Source organism: Micromonospora sp. NPDC052213 (genome assembly GCF_040679695.1).
Taxonomy (GTDB): Bacteria; Actinomycetota; Actinomycetes; order Mycobacteriales; family Micromonosporaceae; genus Micromonospora.
Window position 1 is genome coordinate 1 of sequence record NZ_JBFAVI010000107.1, and the last position, 22889, is coordinate 22889.

General features: G+C 75.8%; 10 protein-coding genes. 2 read left to right on the top strand and 8 right to left on the bottom strand.

Features of this window, described 5'->3' with window-relative positions; all coding sequences use genetic code 11:
* Positions 1-31 precede the first annotated feature (31 nt).
* The 3 genes from AB0L34_RS22810 to AB0L34_RS22820 all read right to left on the bottom strand — a co-directional run bounded on the left by AB0L34_RS22810 (position 32) and on the right by AB0L34_RS22820 (position 1898).
* Positions 32-763, bottom strand: coding sequence for a Clp protease N-terminal domain-containing protein (locus AB0L34_RS22810; RefSeq protein WP_350702748.1), 732 nt, complete (start codon positions 761-763; stop codon positions 32-34).
* A gap of 147 nt (positions 764-910) precedes the next feature.
* Positions 911-1111 carry an MbtH family NRPS accessory protein gene (locus AB0L34_RS22815; RefSeq protein ID WP_363706393.1) on the bottom strand — a complete coding sequence of 67 codons (201 nt, stop codon included), beginning with the start codon at positions 1109-1111 and terminating at the stop codon, positions 911-913.
* Positions 1112-1274: 163 nt separating this feature from the next.
* Positions 1275-1898: a TetR family transcriptional regulator gene (locus tag AB0L34_RS22820; RefSeq protein ID WP_363706395.1), complete on the bottom strand. Its 624-nt coding sequence runs from the start codon at positions 1896-1898 to the stop codon at positions 1275-1277.
* 90 nt (positions 1899-1988) lie between these two features.
* Here AB0L34_RS22820 and AB0L34_RS22825 point away from each other — a divergent pair, with 90 nt between their 5' ends.
* Both AB0L34_RS22825 and AB0L34_RS22830 read left to right on the top strand, forming a co-directional pair.
* Positions 1989-2942, top strand: coding sequence for an ABC transporter ATP-binding protein (locus AB0L34_RS22825; protein WP_363706397.1), 954 nt, complete (start codon positions 1989-1991; stop codon positions 2940-2942).
* Positions 2926-3651, top strand: a complete 726-nt coding sequence (locus AB0L34_RS22830; RefSeq protein ID WP_350702755.1) for an ABC transporter permease — start codon at positions 2926-2928, stop codon at positions 3649-3651. The genes AB0L34_RS22825 and AB0L34_RS22830 overlap by 17 nt, the downstream gene beginning before the upstream one ends.
* A gap of 1 nt (position 3652) precedes the next feature.
* Here AB0L34_RS22830 and AB0L34_RS22835 read toward each other — a convergent pair whose 3' ends face one another.
* The 5 genes from AB0L34_RS22835 to AB0L34_RS22855 all read right to left on the bottom strand — a co-directional run.
* Entirely contained in the window at positions 3653-4807 is a 1155-nt protein-coding gene (locus AB0L34_RS22835) for a hypothetical protein (protein ID WP_363706399.1), read from the bottom strand.
* Positions 4770-7982: an amino acid adenylation domain-containing protein gene (locus AB0L34_RS22840; protein ID WP_363706401.1), complete on the bottom strand. Its 3213-nt coding sequence runs from the start codon at positions 7980-7982 to the stop codon at positions 4770-4772. The genes AB0L34_RS22835 and AB0L34_RS22840 overlap by 38 nt, the downstream gene beginning before the upstream one ends.
* Positions 7979-15067 carry an SDR family NAD(P)-dependent oxidoreductase gene (locus tag AB0L34_RS22845; protein ID WP_363706403.1) on the bottom strand — a complete coding sequence of 2363 codons (7089 nt, stop codon included), beginning with the start codon at positions 15065-15067 and terminating at the stop codon, positions 7979-7981. The genes AB0L34_RS22840 and AB0L34_RS22845 overlap by 4 nt, the downstream gene beginning before the upstream one ends.
* An 11-nt stretch (positions 15068-15078) precedes the next feature.
* Positions 15079-21105 (bottom strand): amino acid adenylation domain-containing protein, encoded by a 6027-nt coding sequence (locus AB0L34_RS22850; RefSeq protein WP_363706405.1) that lies wholly within the window; start codon positions 21103-21105, stop codon positions 15079-15081.
* On the bottom strand, positions 21102-22889 hold a 1788-nt coding region (locus AB0L34_RS22855), incomplete at its 5' end, for an acyltransferase domain-containing protein (protein WP_363706407.1). The genes AB0L34_RS22855 and AB0L34_RS22850, both read right to left, overlap by 4 nt.

Below are 22889 nucleotides of genomic sequence, written 5' to 3' on the forward strand. Positions count from 1 at the left end.
CCGACCGCCGCGACGAGCGTCGAGCCTTCCGTCAGCCCTGGGCGCCCTTCGCGGCGGCCTCGACCGCCGCGACGAGCGTCGACTCGGCGGTGGCCTTGTCGACGCCGAGGTCGGCGAGCACCCCGCTGCCGTTCTCCAGCTCCAGCAGGGCGAGCAGGATGTGCTCGGTGCCGATGTAGTTGTGCCCCAGCCGCAGCGCCTCACGGAAGGTCAGCTCCAGCGCCTTCTTGGCCTGCGCGTCGTACGGGATCAGGTCGGGGACCTCGGCCGACGACGGCGGCAGCGCGGCCGTCGCGACCTCGCGCACCCGCTCCAGCGGCACGCCCTGCGCGACGATCGCCCTCGCGGCGAGAGCCTCCGGCTCGCTGAGCAGCCCCAGCAGCACGTGCTCGGGGCGGATCTCGGCGTGCCCGCTCGCCCGCGCCTCGTTCTGCGAGGCCATCACCGTGTTGCGGGCGCGCGGGGTGAACCGGCTGAAGCCCTGTTGCGGGTCCAGCGCCGCCTCGGTGGCCTTGGGCACGAAGCGCTTCTGCGCCGCCTGCTTGCTGACGCCCATGCTCCGGCCGATGTCGGTCCACGAGGCGCCGGAACGCCGCGCCTGGTCCACGAAGTGGCCGATCAGGTGGTCGGCGATCTCGCCGAGGTGGTCGGCGACGACGACCGCGCCGGCGAGCTGGTCGAGGGCGTCGGTGTGCGCCTTCTTGATCGCCTGGATGAGGTCGTCGAGCCGGACCGGGTTGCTCATCTGCGTGTGTTCGGTCATGCGTCAACGATAGGTTGACGCCCCCTTCATCGTCAACCCCTAGTTGACGATGACCCGCAGGCGACGGCTGGCTGACCGACGGGCCGCGGCGGTCCGCTGCCGCCCCGGCACCGCCCGGTGGCGGCGGGCCGGTGCGGCGACGGTCGGTCAGGCCGCGCTTCCGGCCGTCCGCAGGCTGGCCGGACGCATGTCCGTCCAGACGCTCTCGATGTGGCTCAGGCACTCCTCGCGAGAGCCGCGGACGCCCACCGCCTGCCACCCGTCCGGCACGGGCCGATCGGCCGCCCAGATCGAGTACTGCTCCTCGACGTTGCGGACGACGACGTACTGCTCCGCTTCGAAACTCATCCCGCGTCTCCCCGTCACGAACCGGTCACTGAAGATCACTGGTACCGCACGACCCTATCCAGCCGACGCGGCCGGGGCAACGACGACCTTCACTCGATCCGGCGACGCCCGGCGACGCGGTTCCCCGGCACCGGCGGCAGCCCCGGCCCCTGGCGGCGGCGGTTCAGTCTTCATCGTCGGAGTGCGGCGCGTCGCCCGACAGCGGCCGGACGAGGAGCTCGAACGCCTCGGCGTACCACGTCTCCGGCACCGACTCGGGGTCGACGAGGCGCTGGATGCTCAGCCCGATGTCCAGACCGAGGAGCAGGGTCGCCGTACGGGCCACCAGCGCGGGATCCGACTCGTCGGCGCGGACGGCCAGGTGGGCGGCGATCCCGGCGCGGGTGCGGCGCAGCGCCTCGATGTAGCGGGGACGCACCCGCGGATTGCGCATGGCGGCGATCCAGAACTCCATCATCAGCAGCGCGAAGTCGGCGTTCTCCCCGGCCCGGTCGCCGGTCGAGTTGGCCGAGCTGAGGGCGGCGAACGCCTGCACCATGTCGGACTCACCGGCGTCGACCTGGGTCAGGTCGGTGCCGATGAGGTCCAGCTGCCGGTCCAGCAGGGCGAGGATGATGTCCTCCTTGTTGCGGAAGCTGGAGTACACCGCGCCCTTGGTCAGCCCGGCGGCGGCGGCGATGTCGTCCAGGGAGGCGGCCGGCCCACGCTCGGCGAGCAGCCGCTGCGCCGCGTCGAGCAGGCGGTTCCGGTTGTGCCGCTGCCGCTCCTGGCGCCCCATTCGTTCCATCAGGCGACTCTCCCGTCGTTCCGCTTGACCCGAATCTCCGCATTCCGCATACTCGGCGGTATCTGAATACCGACCAGTATCGGAGATGTCATGGTGCTGCGCGTGGACCATGTCTGCAAGGAGTATCGCGGAGGGGTGCGGGCCAACGACGACATCAGCATCCGGGTGAACGCCGGCCAGGTGTACGGCCTGCTCGGCCACAACGGCGCCGGCAAGACCACACTGGTCAACCAGGTCGCCGGGCTGATCAAGCCGACCAGCGGCACGATCCGCATCGGCGACGGCGACCCGGTCGCCGACCCCGGGTTCGCCCACCGGGTCTGCTCGGTGCAGCCGCAGGCCCAGGTGCCGCTGATGGGCGTCACGCCGCGCCAGGCCATCACCCTGGTGGCCCGGATCCGGGGGGCCGGCCGGTCCGAGGCGGCCGCCGCCACCCAGCGGCTGCTCGAGGCCCTCGACATCACCGAGTGGGCCGACACCCCGGCCGAGCGCCTCTCCGGCGGCGTCCGCCGCCTCGCCGCGTACTGCCTGGCCGCCGTGCGGCCGGGCCAGGTGATCGTGCTCGACGAGCCCAGCAACGACGTGGACCCGGTGCGCCGGCGGCTGCTGTGGCAGCAGGTCCGGTCGCTGGCCGACGACGGGGCCGCCGTCCTCCTGGTCACCCACAACCTCACCGAGGTCGAGCGGATCCTCGACCGGCTCTCGGTCCTGGCGCACGGCCGGGTGGTCGCCGAGGGCACCGTCGCCGACCTGCGGGCCGGCGCCGGCCCGGCGCTGCGGCTCGACGTCAGCCTGTCGGCCGGCAGCGACGAGCCCGCGCCACCACCGTTCGCCGGGCAGCCCCCGCGTCGGGACCGGCAGCGGCTCGTGTACGCCCTGGACACCGCCGACGCGGTGGCCGCGACCGAGTGGGCGGCCCGCATGCAGGCCGCCGGCACCATCGAGGACTTCTCGCTGTACCCGATGCGGGTCGAGGACATCTACCTCGCCCTCGAAGAGCACCAGACGACCCACGAGGAGGTCGACGATGTCGTGGCTCCGTAGCTACGCCCTGCTGCTGCGCTGGAACACGCTGCGGCTGCGCTTCCTGCTCCCCCTCTTCGCGATCGTCTCCGCCGGGCTCTCCGTCGGCATCATCGTCGGCTTCGCGTACCTGCTGCCCGACGTCGACGCGACCAGCGCCGCGTTCCTCGCCACCGGCGGCCCCACCATCGGGCTGATCACCGTCGGGCTGGTGATGGCCCCGAACATGGTGGCGCAGAGCAAGTTGCAGGGCAGCTTCGAGTTCGACCAGACGCTGCCCGTCCCACCGCTGGCCTCGGTCGCCGCCGGGGTCACCGTGTGGATCCTGGGCGCGCTGCCCGGGCTCGTGCTGTCGCTGCTGGTCGCCGCCTTCCGCTTCGACCTGCGACTGGACCCGAGCCCGCTGGTGATCCTCGCCGCCCTGCTCGTCGCCCTGACCGCCACCACGCTCGGCTACGGACTGGCCCACGCCCTCCCGCCGGCCGCGGTCGGCCTGGTGACCCAGCTCGTCGTCTTCGTCACGCTGATGTTCTCCCCCGTCAACTTCCCCGTCGACCGGCTACCAGGCTGGTTGCAGGCCGTGCACGTCGTGCTCCCGTTCCAGTACATGGCGCAGAGCGTGCGCGAGGCGCTGGTCGGCGGCATCAGCGGCACCCCGTACCTCGTGATGGGCGCGTGGTGCCTGGTCGGGCTGGTGGTGACCTACCGGCTGATCGTCCGGCGGCCCTGACTCACCGGGGAACGACCTCGTACAGCGGGAAGTAGCTGTCGAAGGCGTCCCGGGAGTAGGCGTCGGCCAACTGCGGGATGGCGTCGAAGGAGGCCACCGGCTCGTTGATCTCGGGCAACCAGCCGGTGCTCTCCTGCACGTCCCGGATCCGCCGGCAGTCCTGGAACCGCCAGGCGTGGGTGTGCACGTGGATGTGCCGGCCGATGCACTCCACCGCCCGCAGGTTCGACAGCCGCATGCCGTGCTTCCAACCGACGGTGGCGAGCACGCTCTCGCGGGCCAGCGACTGCAACGTCACCCGGTGCAGCCCACCTCCCATGTTGTCCAGGAAGATGGAGGCGCCCTGGCCGCCGCTGAGCTCCATCACCCGCTCGACGAAGCGCCGCTTGGAATCCTTGTGCCGGTCCAGCGCGTCCGGGTCGCCGGAGGCCTTCGCCACGTCGTAGTCCAGGTCCGGGAACTCGCGGCGGTCGATCGGGGCGGCGCCGGAGGCGGCGATCGCGGCCAGCCGGGTGTCGCGGCCGGACACCATGGCCGTACGGAAGCCGTCCCGGCGGGCCAGCTCCAGCTGCGCCCAGACCACGCCGCCGCCCCAGCCGAGGACCAGCGGCGGCTCGTCCCAGTGGTCGTCGACCTGCGCCTCCCAGCAGCGCCGGGCCACCCGCCAGTTGTCCCAGGCGGTGAAGTAGCGGGCGAACGGCGCCCAGCGCTCGATCGGGTGGCGGCCCTGCTCCGGCAGGGGCACCAGCAGCCGCGCCTCCGTGACGAACCGCCCGCACAGCAGCCCCGGCGAGCCGGGGGCGTCGTACGCGCAGATCCGCTCGGCGTAGCCGTTACGGTCGATCACCCCGAACGGGATCCACAGGCACTCCTGGCCCTCGCGCAGGCCCCGCACGCCGGGCCCGGCCGCGAGCACCCGGACCACCCCGCAGGTGCCGAGGACGATCTTGTCGTCGCCCCGCTGCCGCGCCACGTCCACCGGGTGCCGGGAGATCGCGTGCTCCATGTTGGCTTCCCAGCAGCCCACCAGCGGCTCGACGAGGACCTCGCCCTCCTCGGGCCGGCGCACCGGGATCTGCTCCAGCGTCAGCTGTCCCCGGGTCAGCTCGCTCCCCGGTTCAGTGGCATGCAGCACCCACGCCTTGGTCGTCGCCATCCTGCACCTCCTGATCGTCGTCATCCATCTGGGCGGCCAGTGCCTGTTCCACGGCGGCGGCGAACGCCGTCACCGTGCGGTTCTCGAACACGCTGCGGATCGGCAGGTCGACCTGCCACGCCCGGCGGGCCCGCGACACCACCTGGGTGGCCTTTATCGAGGTCCCGCCGAGCGCGAAGAAGTCACCGTCCGGGCCGAGGCCCTCCACCTGGAGCACCTGACCCCAGAGCGTCGCCACGGCCTGCTCGGTGACCGTCATCTCGGCCTGCGCCTCCTGCTCCCCGGCCAGGTCGCGCGGCGACGGCAGGGCGCGCACGTCGAGCTTCCCGCTGCTGGTCAGCGGCAGCCGGTCGAGCGGCACGACGGCACCGGGCAGCATGTACTCCGGCAGCACCTGCGCGCAGTGCGCGAGCAGCTTCTCCGCGTCCACCCGCGCCGCGCCGGCCGGCACCACGTACGCCACCAGCGTGTCCGGCGTGCCGTCCGAGCCGTCCGAGGCGCGGGCCACCACCGCGCACTCGGCCACGTCGTCGTGGCGGCGCAGCACCGCCTCCACCTCGCCGGTCTCGATCCGCAGGCCGCGTACCTTGACCTGCTGGTCGGTGCGGCCGAGGAAGCGCAGTGCACCGTCCTCGGTCCAGCGCACCAGGTCGCCGGTGCGGTAGAGGCGGGCACCGGGCGGGCCGAACGGGTCCGGCACGAACCGCTGCGTGGTCAGCTCGGGGCGCCCGGCGTACCCCCGGGCCAGTCCGGCGCCACCCACGTGCAGCTCGCCGGGGATGCCGACGCCGACCGGGCGGCCCGCGGCGTCCAGCACCCGGACCGTGACGTTCGGGATCGGCCGGCCGATGGGCGGGGCCTCGTCCTCGGGGCCGCACTCGTGCACCGAGACCCAGATCGTCGCCTCCGTCGGGCCGTACGCGTTGAAGACCCGGCGCCCCGGGGTGCGCCACTGCCGCACCAGCGAGGCGGGCAGCGCCTCGCCGGCGAGGACGAGGGTGCGCAGCTCCGGCAGGGCCGCGACCGGCACGGCCGCCAGGGCCGACGGGGTGATGGTCAGCGCGGTGATCCGCTCGGTGGCGAGCAGGTCCCGCAGGTCCGGCCCCGGCGCCACCCGCTCGGCCGGGGCGAGGTGCAGGGTGGCGCCCGCGCCGAGGGCCATGGCCACGTCGAAGACCGACGCGTCGAACGTCGGCGACGCCCACTGCAGCACCCGGTCGTCCGGGCCTAGCCCGAAGAGCGCGCGCTGGGCCGCGACCACGTTGCACAGCCCCCGGTGCGGCACGAGTACGCCCTTGGGCCGGCCGGTCGACCCCGAGGTGTAGATGGAGTAGGCCAGGTCGTCGGGACCGGCCGAGGCGGGCAGCCGGTCGTCGGGCAGGTCGGCGTACCGGTTGCGGTGCGCGTCCAGCAGGACGGTCTCCACCCCGGCGCGCGGCAGGCCGGCGCGGTGGTGCCGGTCGCTGACCACCACCGCGACACCGGCGTCGGCGAGGATGTCGGCCAGCCGGGCCGGCGGGTGGTCGGGGTCCAGCGCGACGAAGTAGCCGCCCGCCTTGAGCACGGCGAGCATCGCCACGACCAGTTCCGGGGTACGCCCCAGGCACAGCCCGACCGGCGTGTCCGGGCGCACGCCCAGGCCGCGCAGGTGCCGGCCGAGCTGGTTGGCCCGGCGGTCCAGTTCCCCGTAGGTGACCGACTCGCCGCCGGCGCGCAGCGCGACCCGCTCGCCGCCCAGGTCGGCCTGCTCCTCGACGAGCCCGTGCACGGTCGTCCCGTCCGGGTACGGCGCGGACGTCCCGCTCCAGCCGGCCACCAGGGTGCGCTCGACGTCGGTCAGCACGTCCACGTCGCGCACCGGCGTGTCCGGCCGCGTCGCCACGGTGTCGACCACCGTCGCGAGGTGCCCGAGCAGCCGGGCGACGGCGTCGTGGCCGACCCGACGGGGGTCGTAGCCGACCCGGACGGCCAGCCGCTCGCCCTCGGGGATCACCAGCACCGACAGCGGATAGTTGGTCCGGTAGCGGTACTGCCCGTCGCGGATCTCGACCGCGCCGCTGCGCCGGTGCAGCACGCCCACCCCGGGCAGGTTGAGCACCGTCATGATGGTGTCGAACAGGGGCAGGCCCGGGGGCACCTCGCTCCACCGCTGCACCTGCTCCAGCGGGCTGAAGTCGTACCGGCGCAACGTTGCCTGTTCGTGTTGCAGGGCGACGGCCGTGGCGAGGACCGAGCGGGCCGGGTCGAAGCGGACCCGCACCGGCAGCGTGTTGATGAACAGGCCGGCGGTCTGCTCCACCCCCGGCACGTCCGACGGGCGGCTGGACAGGGTGCCCCCGAACACGACGTCGTCGCGCCCGCTGTGCGCCCGCAGGACCAGCGCCCAGCAGGTCTGCAGCAACGAACCGAGGGTGACCTCCCGGCGCCGGCCCAGCTCGCGCAGGGCGGCCACGGTCTCCGCCGGCACGTGCAGCACCTGCTCCGGGTTGTCCCGACCGGACGGCTCCGGGGCGCTGCCGTCCGGCGGGCGGATCCACGCCGGGGTGGTCGAGTCGGTGACGCCGGCCAGCGCCTCCCGCCACGCCTGCCCGGCCGCGTCGAGCTCCTGGGCCCGCACCCAGCCGACGTACTCGTGGAAGGAGGTCGCCGGCCGGGTTTCCAGGGGCCGCCCGCCGGCCAGGGTGTCGTAGTTGGCGAACGCCTCGTCGAGCACCATCAGCGCCGACCACGCGTCCAGCAGCAGGTGGTGGTAGCGCAGGACGAACGTGTAGTCCTCCTCGCCGGTGCGGATCAGGGTCAGCCGGACCAGCGGCGGCTGCTGGACGTCGAACCCCTGGAGCCGGTCGGCGCGCAGCCGCTCCTCCAGCCGCGCCGGCAGGTCCGCGGCGGGCACGTCCCGCCAGTCGAGGGTCTCCATGGGCACCTCGACGTGGTCCCGGACCACCTGGACGGGCTGCTTGATGTCCTCCCAGTGGAACGACGTGCGCAGCACCGCGTGCCGCTGCGTGAGCGCCTGCCACGCCGCGAGCAGCAGGTCCGGGTCGACCGGCCCGTGCAGCCGGTACTCGACCTGGTCGACGTAGAAGGCCGCCCGGGGGTCGGCGAGGCTGTGCGACAGCAGCCCTTCCTGCATGTACGACAACCGGTAGATGTTGTCGACTCCGGGAACTGTCAAGGCTTGTCCTTCCTCAGCGTCTCGGGTGCGGTGGGACGTCCGTTCGGGCGGCCGGAGCTCGCCCCGGCCAGTTGCGCGGCCAGCGCGGTCAGGTCGCTCGCGTCCAGCTCGGCGTCGGCGAAGGCGGCCAGGTCGGGCGGGGTGCGGCGGCCTGTCCCGGCCGGCGCCCGCTCCCCGCCCGGCCGGCCGGACCCCGGCGCGGCGTCGGCGTCGGCGCGCCCGCCGCCTTCCCGGTCGCCGGCCGCCCCGTCCTCGGCGTCCCGGTCGTCGGCGGCGACGGCGGCGAGGTCCCGGACGGTCGGGTGGGCGAAGACGTCGGCCTCGGCGATGCGCAGGCCCGCCCGGCGGGCGGCCCCGACCAGCCGGAGGCTGAGGATCGAGTCGCCCCCGAGGTCGAAGAAGTTGTCGGTGACGCCGACCCGGTCGACCCGGAAGATCTCCGCCCAGATCTCGGCGAGGATCTGCTCGCGCGGGCTCTCCGGCGCCCGGTGGGGACGGCCCGGTCCCGGCCCGGCGGCCCGGGTCGCCGCCGGGGTGGCGTCGACCAGTTCGGCGTAGAGGCCGGGCTGCCACCGCTGCGGCAGGTGCCCGGCGAGCCGGGACCAGTCGGCGTCCGCGACCACCAGGCACGGCGGCCCGGACGCGGACCGGGCGAGCACGTCCATTCCGGCCGTCGGGTCGAGGGGGTGCAGGCCGAACGCGGCCAGCCGGTCCCGCTCGCGGGATCCCAGCCGGGCCGCCATCCCGGTCTCCGCCCACGGGCCCCAGGCGATGCTGACCGCCGGCAGGCCGAGGGCGCGCCGGTGGCCGGCGAGGGCGTCGAGGAAGGCGTTGCCGGCGGCGTACCCGGCCTGGCCCGCGGTGCCCACCACCCCGGCCAGCGAGGAGAACAGCACGAAGAAGTCGAGCTGGTCGTGGAGGGTGGCGAGGTGCAGGTGCGCGGCGGCCAGCTTCGGCCGGAGCGGAACGTCGAGGCGGTCGGGCGTCTGCGCGCCGAGCGGGGCGTCGTCGAGGCCGCCGGCGGCGTGCACCACGCCCCGCAGCGGCGGGCCGGCGCGCCGCGCCTCGGCCACCGCCAGGTCCAGCGCGACCGGGTCGGTGACGTCGCAGACCAGGGTCCTCACCCGGTCGTCCCCGGTCGGGAGGGGATCCGCGCCCTCGACGGTCGTGGCGCCCCGGGACAGCAGCCACACCCGGCCCGCGCCCCGGTCCAGCAGCCAGGCCGCGACCCGGCGGCCGAGGCCGCCGGTGCCGCCGGTGACGACGTAGCTGCCGTCCGGGTGCACGGGCAGGATCTCCGGCCCGTCCGCCGGTGCCGGCAGGAGCCGGGGCACCAGCGTCCCCGTCGGGCGGACGGCCTGCTGCGGCGGCGGGGCGGGGGCGGTCAGCGCGGCGAGCACGGCGGCGGCGTCCGCGGCCGGGTCGCCGTCGGGCGCCAGGTCGACCAGGACCACGTCGGCGTCCGGCCGCTCGGTCATCGCCACCCGAGCCAGCCCCCACACGGCGGCGTGGGTGGGGTCGACCAGACCGGTGTCGTCGGTCTGCTGGCAGCCGCGGGTGACGAGCACCAGCCGGGCCGTCGGGTGCCGGTCGGCCAGGGCGTGCAGCAGGTGCAGCGCGGCGTGCGCGCCGTGGGCCTGCCGCTCGTGCAGCGCCCCGGCGCCGCCCGGCACCCCGGGGCCGTCGTCGAGGGGCCACAGCAGGGCGACACCGCGGAGCGGCTCCGGTTCCGGCTCCACCAGCAGGGCGGGCAACCCGCCGGGGTGGTCGGCGACCGTCGCCGGCCCGACCGACCGGCAGGTCCCGCCGCCGTCGCGTACGGCGGCCGCGACCCGGTCGGCGACGCCCCCGTCGTCGGCGAGGAGCAGCCAGCGGCCGGCGGTGTCGGTCGGGCGTTCCGGGGCCGGGTCGGCGGGACGCCAGTCGATCCGGTGGCGCAGCCGGTCGCCGTTCTCGGCCCCGCGCAGCAGCGCGTCCCGGCGGACCCGGCGCAGCCGCAGGCCGTCGACGACCAGGCGGACCCGGCCGGCGGCACGCAGGGTGACGTCGAGGACGAGGTCGTCGCCGTCGGGGGTGGCCGACCGCAGCCGGGCCCGGCAGGTGAGGTCGTCGTCCCCGGCGGCGGTCGGCCCGGGTGCGTACCAGGCGAGCCGGTCGACGCCGACCGGGACGGCCAGCCCGCGTCCGTCGGTCGCCAGGGCCTGCGGGGCGAGCGCCAGGACCAGGCGCAGGCAGGAGTCGAGCAGGCCGGGTTCCGGTCGCGTGGACGGCGGCACGACGCGCGGGCGACGCAGCGTCGCGTCGGCCTCGTCGCCGTGCCGCACGACCGACTCCAGCCACCGGTAGCGGGGGCCCAGCCGGTAGCCGGCTGCCCGCATCCGGTCCTCCAGGTCCACCACGGCGGTGCCGGCGGTGTCGCGGGGACGGGCGGGTTCGGCCGGCGCCGGGCCGGCCGGCCGCACGGTGCCGGTGGCGTGCACCCGCCAGCGCCCCGGGTCGGTCCCGGTCGCGCTGACCACCTCGGCGGTGCGCCCGGGGCCGTCCGGGGCGCCGAGCAGCACCTGCACCCGGGCCTCTTCGCCGGCGGTCAGGGTGAGCGGCTCGGGAAAGGCCACGTCGGTGACCTCGGCGGCCGGTTCCCCGTCGGCGGCGGTCGCGGCGAGGATCGCGGCGAGGTGGTTGGCGGCCGAGACGACGGTGGCGCCGAAGAGGCCGTGGTCGGTCAGCCGCTCCGGCAGCTCGGGGCCGACGACCTGCTCGAAGACGCTGCCGGTGAGGGCGGGTGAGCGCAGCCGCTCCCCGAGCGGGCCGGTGTCGGCGGACCGGGCCGTCCCGAGGCGGGTGTCGCGCCAGAAGCGGCGCCGCTGGAACGGGTACGTCGGCAGCGGCACCCGCCCGGCGTCCGGGTGCACCCGTTCCCAGGCCACCGGCGCGCCCGCGCAGAAGGCGGCGCCGAGGGCGTCCCGGGCCACGGCGCGGTCGCCACGTCCCCGGCGCATCGTCGGCACCCACCGGGCGCCCCGCGGCACGAGCGCCCCACGGCGGGCGAGCGTGCCCAGCACCGGGTCGGGGCCCAGCTCCAGCACCAGCCCGCAGTCCAGCTCGCCGAGGCGGCCCACCGCCTCGGCGAAACGCACCGGCTCGCGGGCGTTGCGGCACCAGTAGTCGGCGTCCATCGGCCCGTCGAGCAGCCGCCCGGTCACCGTGGAGACCACGTCCACGCGCGGCTCGGCGGGCCGGACCCGGGCCGCCTCGGCGGCGAGTTCGGCCAGGACCGGGTCCATCAGCGCCGAGTGGAACGCGTGCGACACCCGCAGGTCGCGGTGCCGGACACCGGCGTCGTCCAGGGCCCGCGCCACGCTCTCGACGGCGCCGGCCGGGCCCGACACGACGGTCTCGGCCGGGCCGTTGTACGCCGCGACGGACACCTCGGGGTGCCGGGCCAGCACGGCCTCCGTGGCCGCCCCGTCCGCCGCGACGGCGAGCATCTGGCCGCCGGCGGGCAGCGCGTCCATCAGGCGGGCCCGTACGGCCACCAGCCGGAGCGCCTCGTCCAGCGGCAGCACGCCGGCCACGCACGCCGCGGCGTACTCGCCGACGCTGTGGCCGAGGACGACCGCCGGCTCCAGGCCCCAGGAACCCCAGAGCCGGGCCAGGGCGTACTCGACGGCGACGACGGCCGGCTGGGTCCACCCGGTGCGGTGCAGCAGCTCACCGCCGTCGTGGAGCACCCGGACCAGGTCGTCGCCCAGGTGCTCGCCGAGGATGTCGGCGCACTCGCGCAGGGCGGCGCGGAACACCGGCTCGGTGTCGTACAGCGTCCGGCCCATGCCCGGGTACTGGCAGCCCTGGCCGGGGAAGACGAACGCGATCCGGGGGGCGGCCCGCACCTCGCCCTCGACCATGTCGTCCGCCCGGCCCCGGGCGTACCGGTCGAGGTGGTGGCGCAGTTCGTCCCGGTCGGCGGCGGTGACGGCCAGGCGGTGCCGCAGCGGGGCGCGGAACCGGGCGGCGGCGGCGCAGACGGCCGGCGCGGGGAGTTCCGGGTGCCGGTCGAGGTGGGCGGCGTAGCGGCCGGCGAGGGCCCGCAGCGCGGCGGGTGACCCGGCGGACAGCGGCAGCAACAGGCCGTCACCGCTCTCCGGGGTGGCCGGCGCCAGGGCGGGCGAGGCGGACGCGGGGCGGTGCTCGGCCAGCAGCACGTGGGCGTTGGTGCCGCCGATGCCGAACGAGCTGACCCCGGCGACCCGGGGCCGGCCGTCCGGGCTCTCCGGCCAGGGTCGGCCGGTGGTGGCCACCGACAGGGGCAGGTCGTCCCAGGGCAGGCGGGGGTTGGGGGTGCGGAAGTTCAGGTGCGCGGGGATCCACCGGTGCCGCAGCGCCAGCACCGTCTTGATCAGGCCGACCACCCCGGCCGCCGCCTCCAGGTGACCGATGTTCGTCTTCACCGAGCCGACCACCAGCGGTTCGCGCCGGTCCCGGCCCAGCACGTCCGCGGCGGCACGCAGCTCGATCGGGTCGCCGATCGGGGTGCCGGTGCCGTGCGCCTCCAGGTAGCCGACGTCGGCCGGGGCGAGACCGGCGGCGCGGAGCGCGTCGGTCAGCAGTTCCTGCTGGGCGGTGCCGTTCGGCACGGTCAGGCCGCTGCTGGCGCCGTCGTGGTTGACGGCGGACCCGGCGAGCACGGCGTGGATGTCGTCGCCGTCGGCGATCGCGTCGGAGAGCCGCTTGAGCACCACCATCCCGGCGCCCTCGCCCCGGGAGTAGCCGTCCGCCGCCGCGTCGAAGGTCTTGCACCGGCCGTCCGGGGCGAGCGCGCCGGCACGGCAGAGGAACAGGGTGATGTCCGGGGCGAGCATCAGGTGCGCGCCGCCGGCCAGCGCCAGGTCGCACTCGCCGGCCCGCAGCGCCTGGGCGGCCAGGTGCACGGTGACCAGTGACGACGAGCAGCCGGTGTCGACCGCCATCGACGGCCCACGCAGCCCGAGCACGTACGACAGCCGCCCGGCCGCCACGCAGAAGAGGTTCCCGGTGCCGGTGTAGCCGTCGATCCGGGCCGGGTCGGCGATCTGGAGTCCCTTGTAGTCGTCGATGGACAGGCCGGCGAACACGCCGCTGCGCGTGCCGCGCAGCCGGTCCGCCGGCATCCCGGCGTGCTCCAGCGCCTCCCAGGCCACCTCCAGCAGGAGCCGCTGCTGGGGGTCCATGCTCTCCGCCTCCACGGCGGAGATGCCGAAGAAGTCGGCGTCGAAGGTGTCCACGGTGGGCAGGAACCCGCCGCGGCGGGCGTAGATGGTGCCCGGTTCGAGGGGGTCGTCGCCGTGCAGCGCGTCGACGTCCCAGCGGTCGCGGGGCACCGGGCCGGTGGCGTCGACGCCGTCGCGGAGCAGCCGCCAGAACTCGTCCGGGCCGTCGGCGCCGGGCACCCGGCAGGCCATGCCGACGACGGCGATCGGCTCGTCGGCCGCCGGCACCGGGCCCGTGCGGACCGGGGTCGCCGCCGGCCCGGACGCCGGCCGGTCCCCGTCGCCGCCGCCGAGCCGGGCGGTGAGGTGGGCGGCGAGGTCGGCGACGGTCGGGTGGTCGAACGCCACCGTCGGCCCCACCGGAACGTGCGGACGCAGCTCGGCGGCGAGCCGCTCGGCGAGGCGGACGGCGGTCAGCGAGTCGAAGCCGAGGGCGAACAGGCCCGCGTCGGCGGGGATCTCCGAGCGGTGGCGGCCCAGCACCTCCGCCGCGCGGTCGACGACGTACTCCCGGACCCGGTGGCCGAGCCCGGCCGGGCTGCCGGCGCGGAGCCGGTCGACGACCGACGACCCGACGGACACCCGCTCCGGCTCCGTGGCCGGGGTGCCGGCGGTCCGGGTCACGGCCGGCAGCGCGTCCCAGGCCACGGGCAGGCCGGCGAGGTAGAGGTCGGCGGCCAGCGCGTGGAGCGCCTCGGCGGCGTCCCGGTCGGGGCGCAGCGAGCCCAGCACGGTGGTGCCGGGCCGCCCGCCCAGGCACTGCAGCAACGCCGTGCGCAGCACCGGGGTGGGGCTGATCTCCAGGTGGACGGCGGCGTCGGCGCGGGCCACCGCGTCGAGGAAACGCACCGGCCGGCGGGACAGCATCCCCCAGTGCTCCGCGCCCAGCCGGTCGCCGCCGACCATGTCGCCGTGGACGGTGGAGACCATGTCGGTGGTGGTGGGGCCGTTGCGCAGCAGCGGCCGCAGGTCCGCCACCAGTTCCCCGGTGAACGGCTCCATCTGGAGGCTGTGGAAGGCGTAGTTGATGCCGAGGTCGCGGTGGAACACGCGGTCCGCGGCCAGCCGCGCCACGGCGGCGTCCAGGGCGGACCGCTCCCCGGAGAGCACCACGCTCGCCGGGCCGTTGACCGCCGCCAGCGACAGCCCGGCGGGCAGGTCGGCGAGCAGCCGGGTGGCCTGCTCGGCGGAGAGGCCGACGGCGAGCATCCCGCCGCCGCCGGTCGCCCGCTGCAACATCCGGCCCTGGTGGTACGCGACCGCCATGGCGTCCTCGACGCCGAGCGCCCCGGCGGCGTACGCGGCGGTGATCTCGCCGAGGCTGTGCCCGATCACCACGTCGGGTCGTACGCCGAGGCTGTCCAGCAGCGCGAGCAGGCCGATCTCCACCGCGACGATCGCCGGCTGGGCGACGGCGGTCTCGGTGAGCCGGCTCGCCCCGGCCGGCCGGCGGATCTCCTCGGTGACGGACCAGCCGCCGAGCGCGCGCACGGCCGCGTCGCACCGGTCCAGGGCGTCCGCGTACGGGGCGCATCCGGACAGCCCGTCGCCCATGCCGGGCCACTGGGTGCCCTCACCGGAGAACACCATCGCCAGGCGCGGGACGTCGGTGCCGGTGGCCGTGCGTACCCCGTCGGTGGGCTCCCCGGCGGCGGCGGAGCGCAGCGCGGCCACCAGCGCCGCCCGGTCCCCTCCGGCGGCGACCAGCCGGTGTGCCGCGCCCGCCGGGGCGCCCTGCGCGGTCGGCTCCGCCCCGGCGGCCAGCCGGTCCGCGGCCTCGGCGGCCCGGCGGCGCAGCGCGTCGGCGTCGGCGGCGCCGATCGGCACCATCCAGGACATGGGCACCTCCGTCACCGTGGTTCCACCGCCGCCGGGACGGGGAACGGCGTGTCCTTGATCTGGTGGCCGCCCAGCTCGCCCTCCACCAGCAGCACCTTCGCGGCGGCGGGCGGTGCGGGCGGCCGGAGCACCTCGGCGACCGGCCGGTACGGGTCGGCGGTGATCGCCGCGAGCGTCGCCACGAGGTCGTCGAGCACCCGGCCGGCGGCCTCGTCGGTCAGCAGGTCCCGGTGGTACGACAGGATCAGCCCCAGCTCCACCCCCGGCATCACGTCGAGCCGGAACGGCTCGGCCAGCCGGCTGAAGAACGTCGGGACCCGCTCGGTGGAGCCGAACAGGGTGGGGTCGAGGTTCTGGAAGACCAGGTACGCGTCGAACATCGGCTCGTCCGCCGGCCAGCCGGCCCACTCCGCCACCCGCTCCGGCGCCACGTACTGGTGGTGGGCGGCGTCGGCGCCGACGGTCATCACGTGCGACAGCAGGTCGACGACGGGCCGGTCCGGCGCGGGCAGCCGCACCCGCATCGGCAGCACGTTCATCGTCGGCCCGGTCAGGTCCTCGACGCCCGGCAGGTCTGCGGGGCGGCCGTTGAAGAAGACCCCCAGGGTGGCCTCGTCGCGGCCCGCGTACCGGGCGAGCAACGCCGCCCAGGCGGCCTGGACCAGCGTGTTCGGGGGCATCCGCAGCCGCTGCGCGGTGTCCCGCAACGCCTCGGTGACGCGCGCGTCCACCTGCATGTGCTGCCGGGCGTAGCCGTGCCGGTCCCCGGCCCGGTTGTCGGGGGCGGACGCGGCCAGCAGCGTGGGCGACCACCCGCCGGCGAACATGTCCCGCCAGAACGCCGGCGTGTCGGCCGGTACGCCGCGCCGGCGCAGCCAGTCGACGTAGCGGCTGAACGGCACGTCCGTGCCGGCCTGTGGGGTCTCGCCGGCGAGCAGCCGGTGGTATTCGCCGATGACGTCGCTGAGGAAGACGCTCAGGCTCCAGCCCTCCATCCGCAGGTAGCTGAAGCTGAACACGGTCCGGTAGGCGTCCTCGTCGACCTTGGCCAGGAACAGCCGGATGCCGGCGGGGTCGTCGGGGGCGCAGCCCACCGCCTGGTCCTCGCGGAGGAACCGGGCCAGCGCCGCGTCCTGCTCGGTGGCGGTGAGCCCGGTCCAGTCCTCGTACCGGGAGGGCAGCTCGACGTCGCGCCGCACCACCTGGAGCGGCTCGTCCAGGTCGGCCCAGACGAACATGGTCCGCAGCAGGGCGTACCGGCGGGCCAGCCCCGCCCAGCAGCGGCGCAGCAGGTCCACGTCGATGGGGCCGCGCAGGGTGTCGACGCGTTGCACCAGGAACTCGCCGGGACGCGGGTCGGCGACGAGCCGGCGCAGCATGTGCGCCTGGTAGGGGGCCAGCGGGAAGACCTCCGCCACGTCGGCGTCGGCCAGCAGCCGCTCCCGGTGGGCCCGGTCGCGCTCCGACAGCCCCCAGTCGCCCGGCGGCTCCGGGGCGGGCCCGTCGACGGTGCCGCCCTCGGCGAGCCGGGCGTCGGCGACCGCCGCGAGCTCCGCCACCGTCGGGTGGGCGAACAGGTCGCGGGGCACCAGCGGCAGGCCGGCCCCGTTGGCCCGGGCCATCACCCGGATGCCCCGGATCGAGTCGCCGCCCAGCTCGAAGTAGTTGGCGGTGGCGCTCACCCGTTCCAGTCCGAGGACGGACGCCCAGATGTCGGCGACGAGCTGTTCGGTGCCGGCGGCCGGCGGGACGTGCGCTCCCCGGTCCCAGGCCGCCACCGGCGGCGGCGCCGGCAGCTCCGACCAGTCCACCTTGCCGTTGAGGCTCAGCGGGATGCCGGGCACCGGGACGAACACCGCCGGCACGGCGTAGCGCGGGATCCGGTCCTTCAGGTGCGCCCGCCAGCGCGGGCCGAGTTCGCCCATCAGCCGGGCCTGGCGGGGCCAGTTCGCGAGCGCGCCGCCGCGCGCCGGGGGCGCCGGCGGCCACGACGGGCGCACGTCGGCGCGGTGGAACAGGGCGTCGATCCGGGTCGGGTCGGCGGTCGACGGGGCGACGACGACGCCCACGCCCAGCTCGTCGGCGAGCCGGTACAGCTCGTCGGGGTCGACGCCGGGCGGCTCCCGGTCGACCCGGGCGCGCAGCTCGCCCACCGTCCGGCAGGCGCCGTCGCCGGCCCGCAGGACGGCGATCTCGCGGAGGCGGCCGTTGGGTATCCCGGTCACGGCGACCACCGGCTCCTCCCGGAGCCGGTCGCGCAGCCGGCCGGGCAGGTCGCCCTCCCAGCCGAGGGGGTCGGCGGCCGGCTCCGGTGCGGCCGGGCCGTCCGCCGCCGGGTCGGCGGCGACGCGGACGACCACGTCGTAGCGGAACCGGCTCAGCTCGTTGTCGTAGCCGCCGCGCTTGAGCCGCACCTCGACGGCGGCGACGCCGGGCAGGGTGTCGCCGAGGGAGGTGAACAGCGCCGGGTCCAGCGCCAGCTCCTCCTCCTGCCACGTCCGGGCGGCCGCCCGGGCGAGCACCACCGCCGGGTCGGCGTCCGGGTCCGCGCGGTGCAGTTCCACCGAGCGGTGGAAGTCGGCCAGCAGGGGCAGGCTGCGGACGTCGCCGACGACGATCCGGCCGCCCGGGGCGACCAGCCGGCGGGCCTCCGCCAGCACCTGCCGCAGGTAGTCGGCGTCCGGGAAGTACTGCACGACCGAGTTCAGCAGCACGGTGTCGAAGGACCCGGCGGGCAGGTCCGCCAGCTCGTGCGCGGCCCGCTCGTCGAGGGTCACGCCCGCCAGGCCGCGGGCCCGGACCTCGGCGCGGACCTGGCCGAGCGCGAACCGGGAGATGTCGGTGCCGTGGTACGACGCGGCGTGCGGCGCGATGCGCAGCAGGAGCAGGCCGAGCCCGCAGCCCACCTCCAGGACCCGCCCGGGCGGCTCCGCCAGGGCCAGGGCGACGGTGTCGTCGACCCACCGCCGCATCTCGTCGGGCGGGATCGGGGCACCGGTGTAGCTGCTGTTCCAGCTGGAGAAGTTGCTGTCCGCCGCGTCGGCGGACTCCGGCTCGGTGTACGCCTCGTCGAAGACCCGCGCCCACTGGTGCACGGCGCCGTCGACGTCGCCGGTCGCCGGGGGCTCGTCCGGGGTCACCGGCGCGGCCGGCTCCGGCTGCTCCCCGGAGCGGGGCACCACGTACGCCACGAGCTGGCCCTCGCCGGCCTCCCCGCCGGCGGCGTCGCGGCGCACGGTGACCACGGCGTCCCGGACGGTGGGGTGCTCCCGCAGGGCCGCCTCGATCTCGCCCAGCTCGAAGCGAATCCCCCCGAGCTTGACCTGGAGGTCCTCCCGCCCGAGGTAGGACAGGGTGCCCCCGGGCCGCCACCGGACGATGTCGCCGGTGCGGTACATCCGGGCGCCGGGGCGGTCGGTGAACGGGTCGGGGACGAACCGCTCGGCGGTCAGCGCGGGCCGGCCCTGGTAACCGCGGGCCACCTGGATGCCGCCGATGCACAGCTCGCCGGGCACGCCGACCGGCACCGGCCGGCCGGCCGGGTCCAGCACGTAGACGCTGGTGTTGTCGACGGGGGCGCCGATCGACACGTCGGTGGCGTCCTCCCCCGGCGGGCACCGGTAGGCGGTGACGTCCACGGCGGCCTCGGTCGGGCCGTACAGGTTGTCGAGCCGGGCGGGCAGCCGCTCCTGGAGGCGGCGGACCAGGTCGCGGGGCAGCGCCTCGCCGCTGCACACCACCCGGCGCAGCCCGGTGCAGGTGGCCGAGCGCGGCTCGTCGAGGAAGAGCCGGAGCATCGACGGTACGAAGTGGACGGTGGTGATCCGCTGCTCGTTGATCAGGTCGACCAGGTAGCCGGGGTCGCGGTGCCCGTCGGGGCGGGCCATGGTGACGGTCGCGCCGACCAGCAGCGGCCAGAAGAACTCCCACACCGAGACGTCGAAGCTGGCGGGGGTCTTCTGCAGCACCGCCTCGCCGGCGGTCAGCTCGAAGCGGCGCTGCATCCAGCGCAGCCGGTTCACCACGGCGCGGTGGCTGTTCATCACGCCCTTCGGCATCCCGGTGGAGCCGGAGGTGTAGATGACGTACGTCAGGTCGTCCTCGGTGACCCCGCTGGGCGGGGCCTGCTCGGGCTCCTCGGCGCAGTCGTCGCGGTGCAGGTCGATCGCCGGCGGCGCGTCGGCGGGCAGCACGTCCCGCCCGCCGTCGCCGGTCAGCACGATCTCCGCGCCGCAGTCGGCGAGCAGGTACGCCAGCCGCGCGGGCGGGTGTTCCGGGTCCAGCGGCACGTAGCAGCCGCCGGCCTTGAGCACGCCCAGCAGCGCCACCAGGAGTTCCGGCGAGCGGTCGAGGCAGACGGCGACCCGGCTGTCCGGTCCCACCCCGTGCCGCCGCAGCCGGTGGGCCAGCCGGTTGCTGCGGCGGTCCAACTCGGCGTAGGTCAGCGACCGGTCGTCGAGCCGGACGGCGACGTGCCCGGGGGTGCGCCGGACCTGCTCGGCGATCAGCTCGTGCAGGACGCGCGGCGCGGGTTCCGGGGCGGCGGTGTCGTTCCACGCCCGCAGGACGCGGTCGCGTTCCTCGTCGTCGGTCAGCTCGAGCCGGGACAGCGGGGCGTCGGGGTCGGCGCAGACCTGGTCGAGCAGGCGCAGCAGGCTGGCCAGGATCCGCTCGACGGTGTCCCGGTCGAACAGGTCGGTGGCGTACTCCAGCCCGCCGGGCAGCGTGTCCCCGGCGTCCGCCAGGGACAGCCACAGGTCGAACTTCGCCGACCCGGTGTCCCCCTCGACCAGCCCGACGAGCTGGGTGTCGGCGGTCAGGTCGACGCGCGGCGGCGGGGTGTTGTTCAGCGCGAGCATCACCTGGAACACCGGGTTGTGGCTGGTGCTGCGCTCGGGTTGCAGCTCGTCGACCAGCTTCTCGAACGGCAGGTCCTGGTGGACGAAGTCGGCCGACACGTCGGCGCCGACCCGGGTCAGCAACTCCCGGAAGGTCGGGTCGCCGGTCACCGTGGTGCGCAGCGCCAGGGTGTTGGCGAAGAAGCCGAACAGGTCCTCCAGCTCGGGGCGGTTGCGGTTGGCCACCGGCGTGCCGACGACCACGTCGGGCTGCCCGGACCAGCGGGAGAGCACCACCGTGAAGGCGGCGAGCAGCACCATGAACAGCGTGCTGTCGGTGCCGGCGCAGAGGGCGCGCAGCCGCCCGGTGAGCCGCTCGTCGACGGTGAACCGGAGGGTGTCGCCGCGGAAGCTCTGCACGGTGGGTCGGGGCCGGTCGGTGGGCAGTTCCAGCAGCGCCGGGATCCCGGCGAGGCGGTCCCGCCAGTAGCGCACCTGCCGGGCCAGCGTCGGCCCGGACATCTGGGCCCGCTGCCAGACCGCGTAGTCGGCGTACTGGAGCTTCAGCTCGGGCAGGCGGGGCGTGCCGCCGGTGACCAGCGCGGAGTAGCACTCGGCCAGCTCCCGGGAGAACACCCGACCCGACCAGCCGTCGGCGATCAGGTGGCTCCAGTTGACCAGGAAGACGTGCCGGTCCGGGGCGAGCCGGAACAGCCCGAACCGGACCAGCGGCCCGACCGCCAGCACGAAGGTCCGCCGGGCCTCCTCCTGGAGGGCCTGGCGTACGCGCTCGTCGCGCTCGGCCTCGCTCAGCCCGGTCAGGTCGGTCACCGGCAGGTCGACGGCCGCGGGCGGCGAGACCACCTGCACCGGCTCGCCGTCGGCCTCCCGGATGGTGGTGCGCAGCGCCTCGTGCCGGTCGACGATGCGCTGCACGCTGTCCCGCAGCGCCGCCACGTCCAGCGGCCCGCGCAGCTCGACCGCCATCGGCGTGTTGTACGCCGGGCTGTCCGGCACCATCCGTTCGAGGAACCAGAGGCGCTGCTGGGAGAAGGAGAGCGGGGCGGGGCCGTCGTCGCCCCGGCGGGGGATCTCGTCGCGGTTGCCGCGCCGCCCCTTGGACCAGGCCGACAGCAGCGCCTGCTTGGCCGGGGACAACGCCTGGGCGGGGCGCGCCCCGCGCTGCTCGTCGACGCTCATCGCGCGGCCCCGTCCGGCCCGGCGCTGTCGCCTGCGGAGGACGGGGTCCCGTCCGCCCCGGGGGACCGCCTCCCGTCCGGGTCGCCGCCGTCCGACCCGGGTGCGGGCTCCGCGTCCTGGAGGGCGCGGATGATGGTGGCCTGGGCGGCGATGGTGTGCGCCTTGAACAGCTCCTCCAGCGGCAGGTCCACCGCGAAACGTTCCCGCAGCCGGGTGACCAGGCGGGTGGTCAGCAGGGAGCTGCCGCCGAGGGCGAAGAAGTTGTCGTGCACGCCGACGATCTCAAAGCCGAGCAGCTCGCGCCAGGCGGCGGCGATGGACTCCTCCAGGTCGTCGCGGGGCGCGACGTACTCGGTGGTCAGGTGGGGGCGCTGGTGCAGGGTGCTGCCGAGGTCCACGTCGAGGCTGGTCGGGCCGGCGTCCACCGGCTCCGGCGCCCGACGCAGGGCGACCGAGTCGTCCTGCACCGGCACGGGGCCGTCCTCCGGCACGTCGATCCAGTAGCGGCGGCGCTCGAACGGGTAGGTCGGCAGGGACACCCGGCGGCAGGACTGGCCGGCCGCGAAGGCCTCCCAGTCGACGTCCACGCCGGACTCCCAGAGCCGGGCCAGGGTCGCCAGCAGGAACGCCTGGTCGGGCTGCGAGTCGCGGGGGTGGCGGACGGACGGCAGGACCGGCGGGGCCGCGCCGTCGCCGTTCGCCCCCACCAGCGCGCCGAGCACCGTGCCGGGGCCGACCTCGACCAGCGCCCGGTCGGCGGAGCCGGCGAGCAGGGCCCGCACCCCGTCGGCGAAGCGGACGGTGCCGCGCAGGTGCCGCACCCAGTAGCCGGGGTCGGTGGCCTCGGCCGGGGTGATCCAGGTGCCGGTGACGTTGGAGACGTACGACAGCGACGGCTCGCGCAGGGTGAGGCCGGCGACGTGGGCGCGGAACTCGTCGAGCACCGGCTCCATGGCCACCGAGTGGCCGAGGGTCTGCACGTGCAGCCGGCGGAAGTCCACCCCGTCGGCGGCGAGCCGGTCGGCCAGCTCCTGCACCGGCTCCACCAGGCCGGAGACGGTGCACTGGCCGGGGGCGTTCACCGCGGCGATGGAGAGTTCCGGCCCCAGCCGGGCGGCCAGTTCCTCCTCGGGCAGCGAGACGGCGAGCATGGCCCCGCCGGGCAGCCGGTCGATGAGCTGGCCGCGCAGGGCCACGGTGTCGATGGCGTCGGCGAGGTCGAACACGCCGGCCAGGCAGGCGGCCACGTACTCGCCGCTGCTGTGCCCGAGCATCGCGTCCGGGCGTACGCCCCACGACTGCCAGAGCATGGCCAGGGCGTACTCCACCGCGAACAGGGCGGTGGTGACCCCGGCGGACGTGCCGAGGAACGCCTGGACGGCGCGGTCGCCGTCGGGGGCGCGGACCACGTCGCGCAGGTCGAAACCGAGCCGGGCGAGGGCCAGGTCGGCGCAGCGGTCCAGGTGCTCGGCGAAGACCGGCTCGGTGGCGTAGAGCTGGCGCCCCATGCCGACGTACTGGCTGCCACCGCCGGGGAAGAGGAAGGCGACCTTGCGGCCGGGCCGGAAGTCGACGGTGCCGGTCGGGGGCGCGGTCAGCGCGGCCGCGGCCTGGGTGGCGTCGCGGCAGACCACCGCCCGCCGACGCTCGAAATGCCGGCGACCCACCTGCAACGTGTACGCCACATCCGCCAACCCCACCCGGCCATCAGCCAGCACCCCACCGACCCGACGACCCACCTCCACCAACGCCGACGGCGTCCGCCCCGACACCACCACCACCTG

What these genes read in the sequence shown, in the direction of transcription:
- AB0L34_RS22810 (WP_350702748.1), bottom strand. Translation starts at nt 763, where the DNA reads ATGACCGAACACACGCAGATGAGCAACCCGGTCCGGCTCGACGACCTC.
- AB0L34_RS22815 (WP_363706393.1), bottom strand. Translation starts at nt 1,111, where the DNA reads ATGAGTTTCGAAGCGGAGCAGTACGTCGTCGTCCGCAACGTCGAGGAG.
- AB0L34_RS22820 (WP_363706395.1), bottom strand. Translation starts at nt 1,898, where the DNA reads ATGGAACGAATGGGGCGCCAGGAGCGGCAGCGGCACAACCGGAACCGC.
- AB0L34_RS22825 (WP_363706397.1), top strand. Translation starts at nt 1,989, where the DNA reads ATGGTGCTGCGCGTGGACCATGTCTGCAAGGAGTATCGCGGAGGGGTG.
- AB0L34_RS22830 (WP_350702755.1), top strand. Translation starts at nt 2,926, where the DNA reads ATGTCGTGGCTCCGTAGCTACGCCCTGCTGCTGCGCTGGAACACGCTG.
- AB0L34_RS22835 (WP_363706399.1), bottom strand. Translation starts at nt 4,807, where the DNA reads ATGGCGACGACCAAGGCGTGGGTGCTGCATGCCACTGAACCGGGGAGC.
- AB0L34_RS22845 (WP_363706403.1), bottom strand. Translation starts at nt 15,067, where the DNA reads ATGTCCTGGATGGTGCCGATCGGCGCCGCCGACGCCGACGCGCTGCGC.
- AB0L34_RS22850 (WP_363706405.1), bottom strand. Translation starts at nt 21,105, where the DNA reads ATGAGCGTCGACGAGCAGCGCGGGGCGCGCCCCGCCCAGGCGTTGTCC.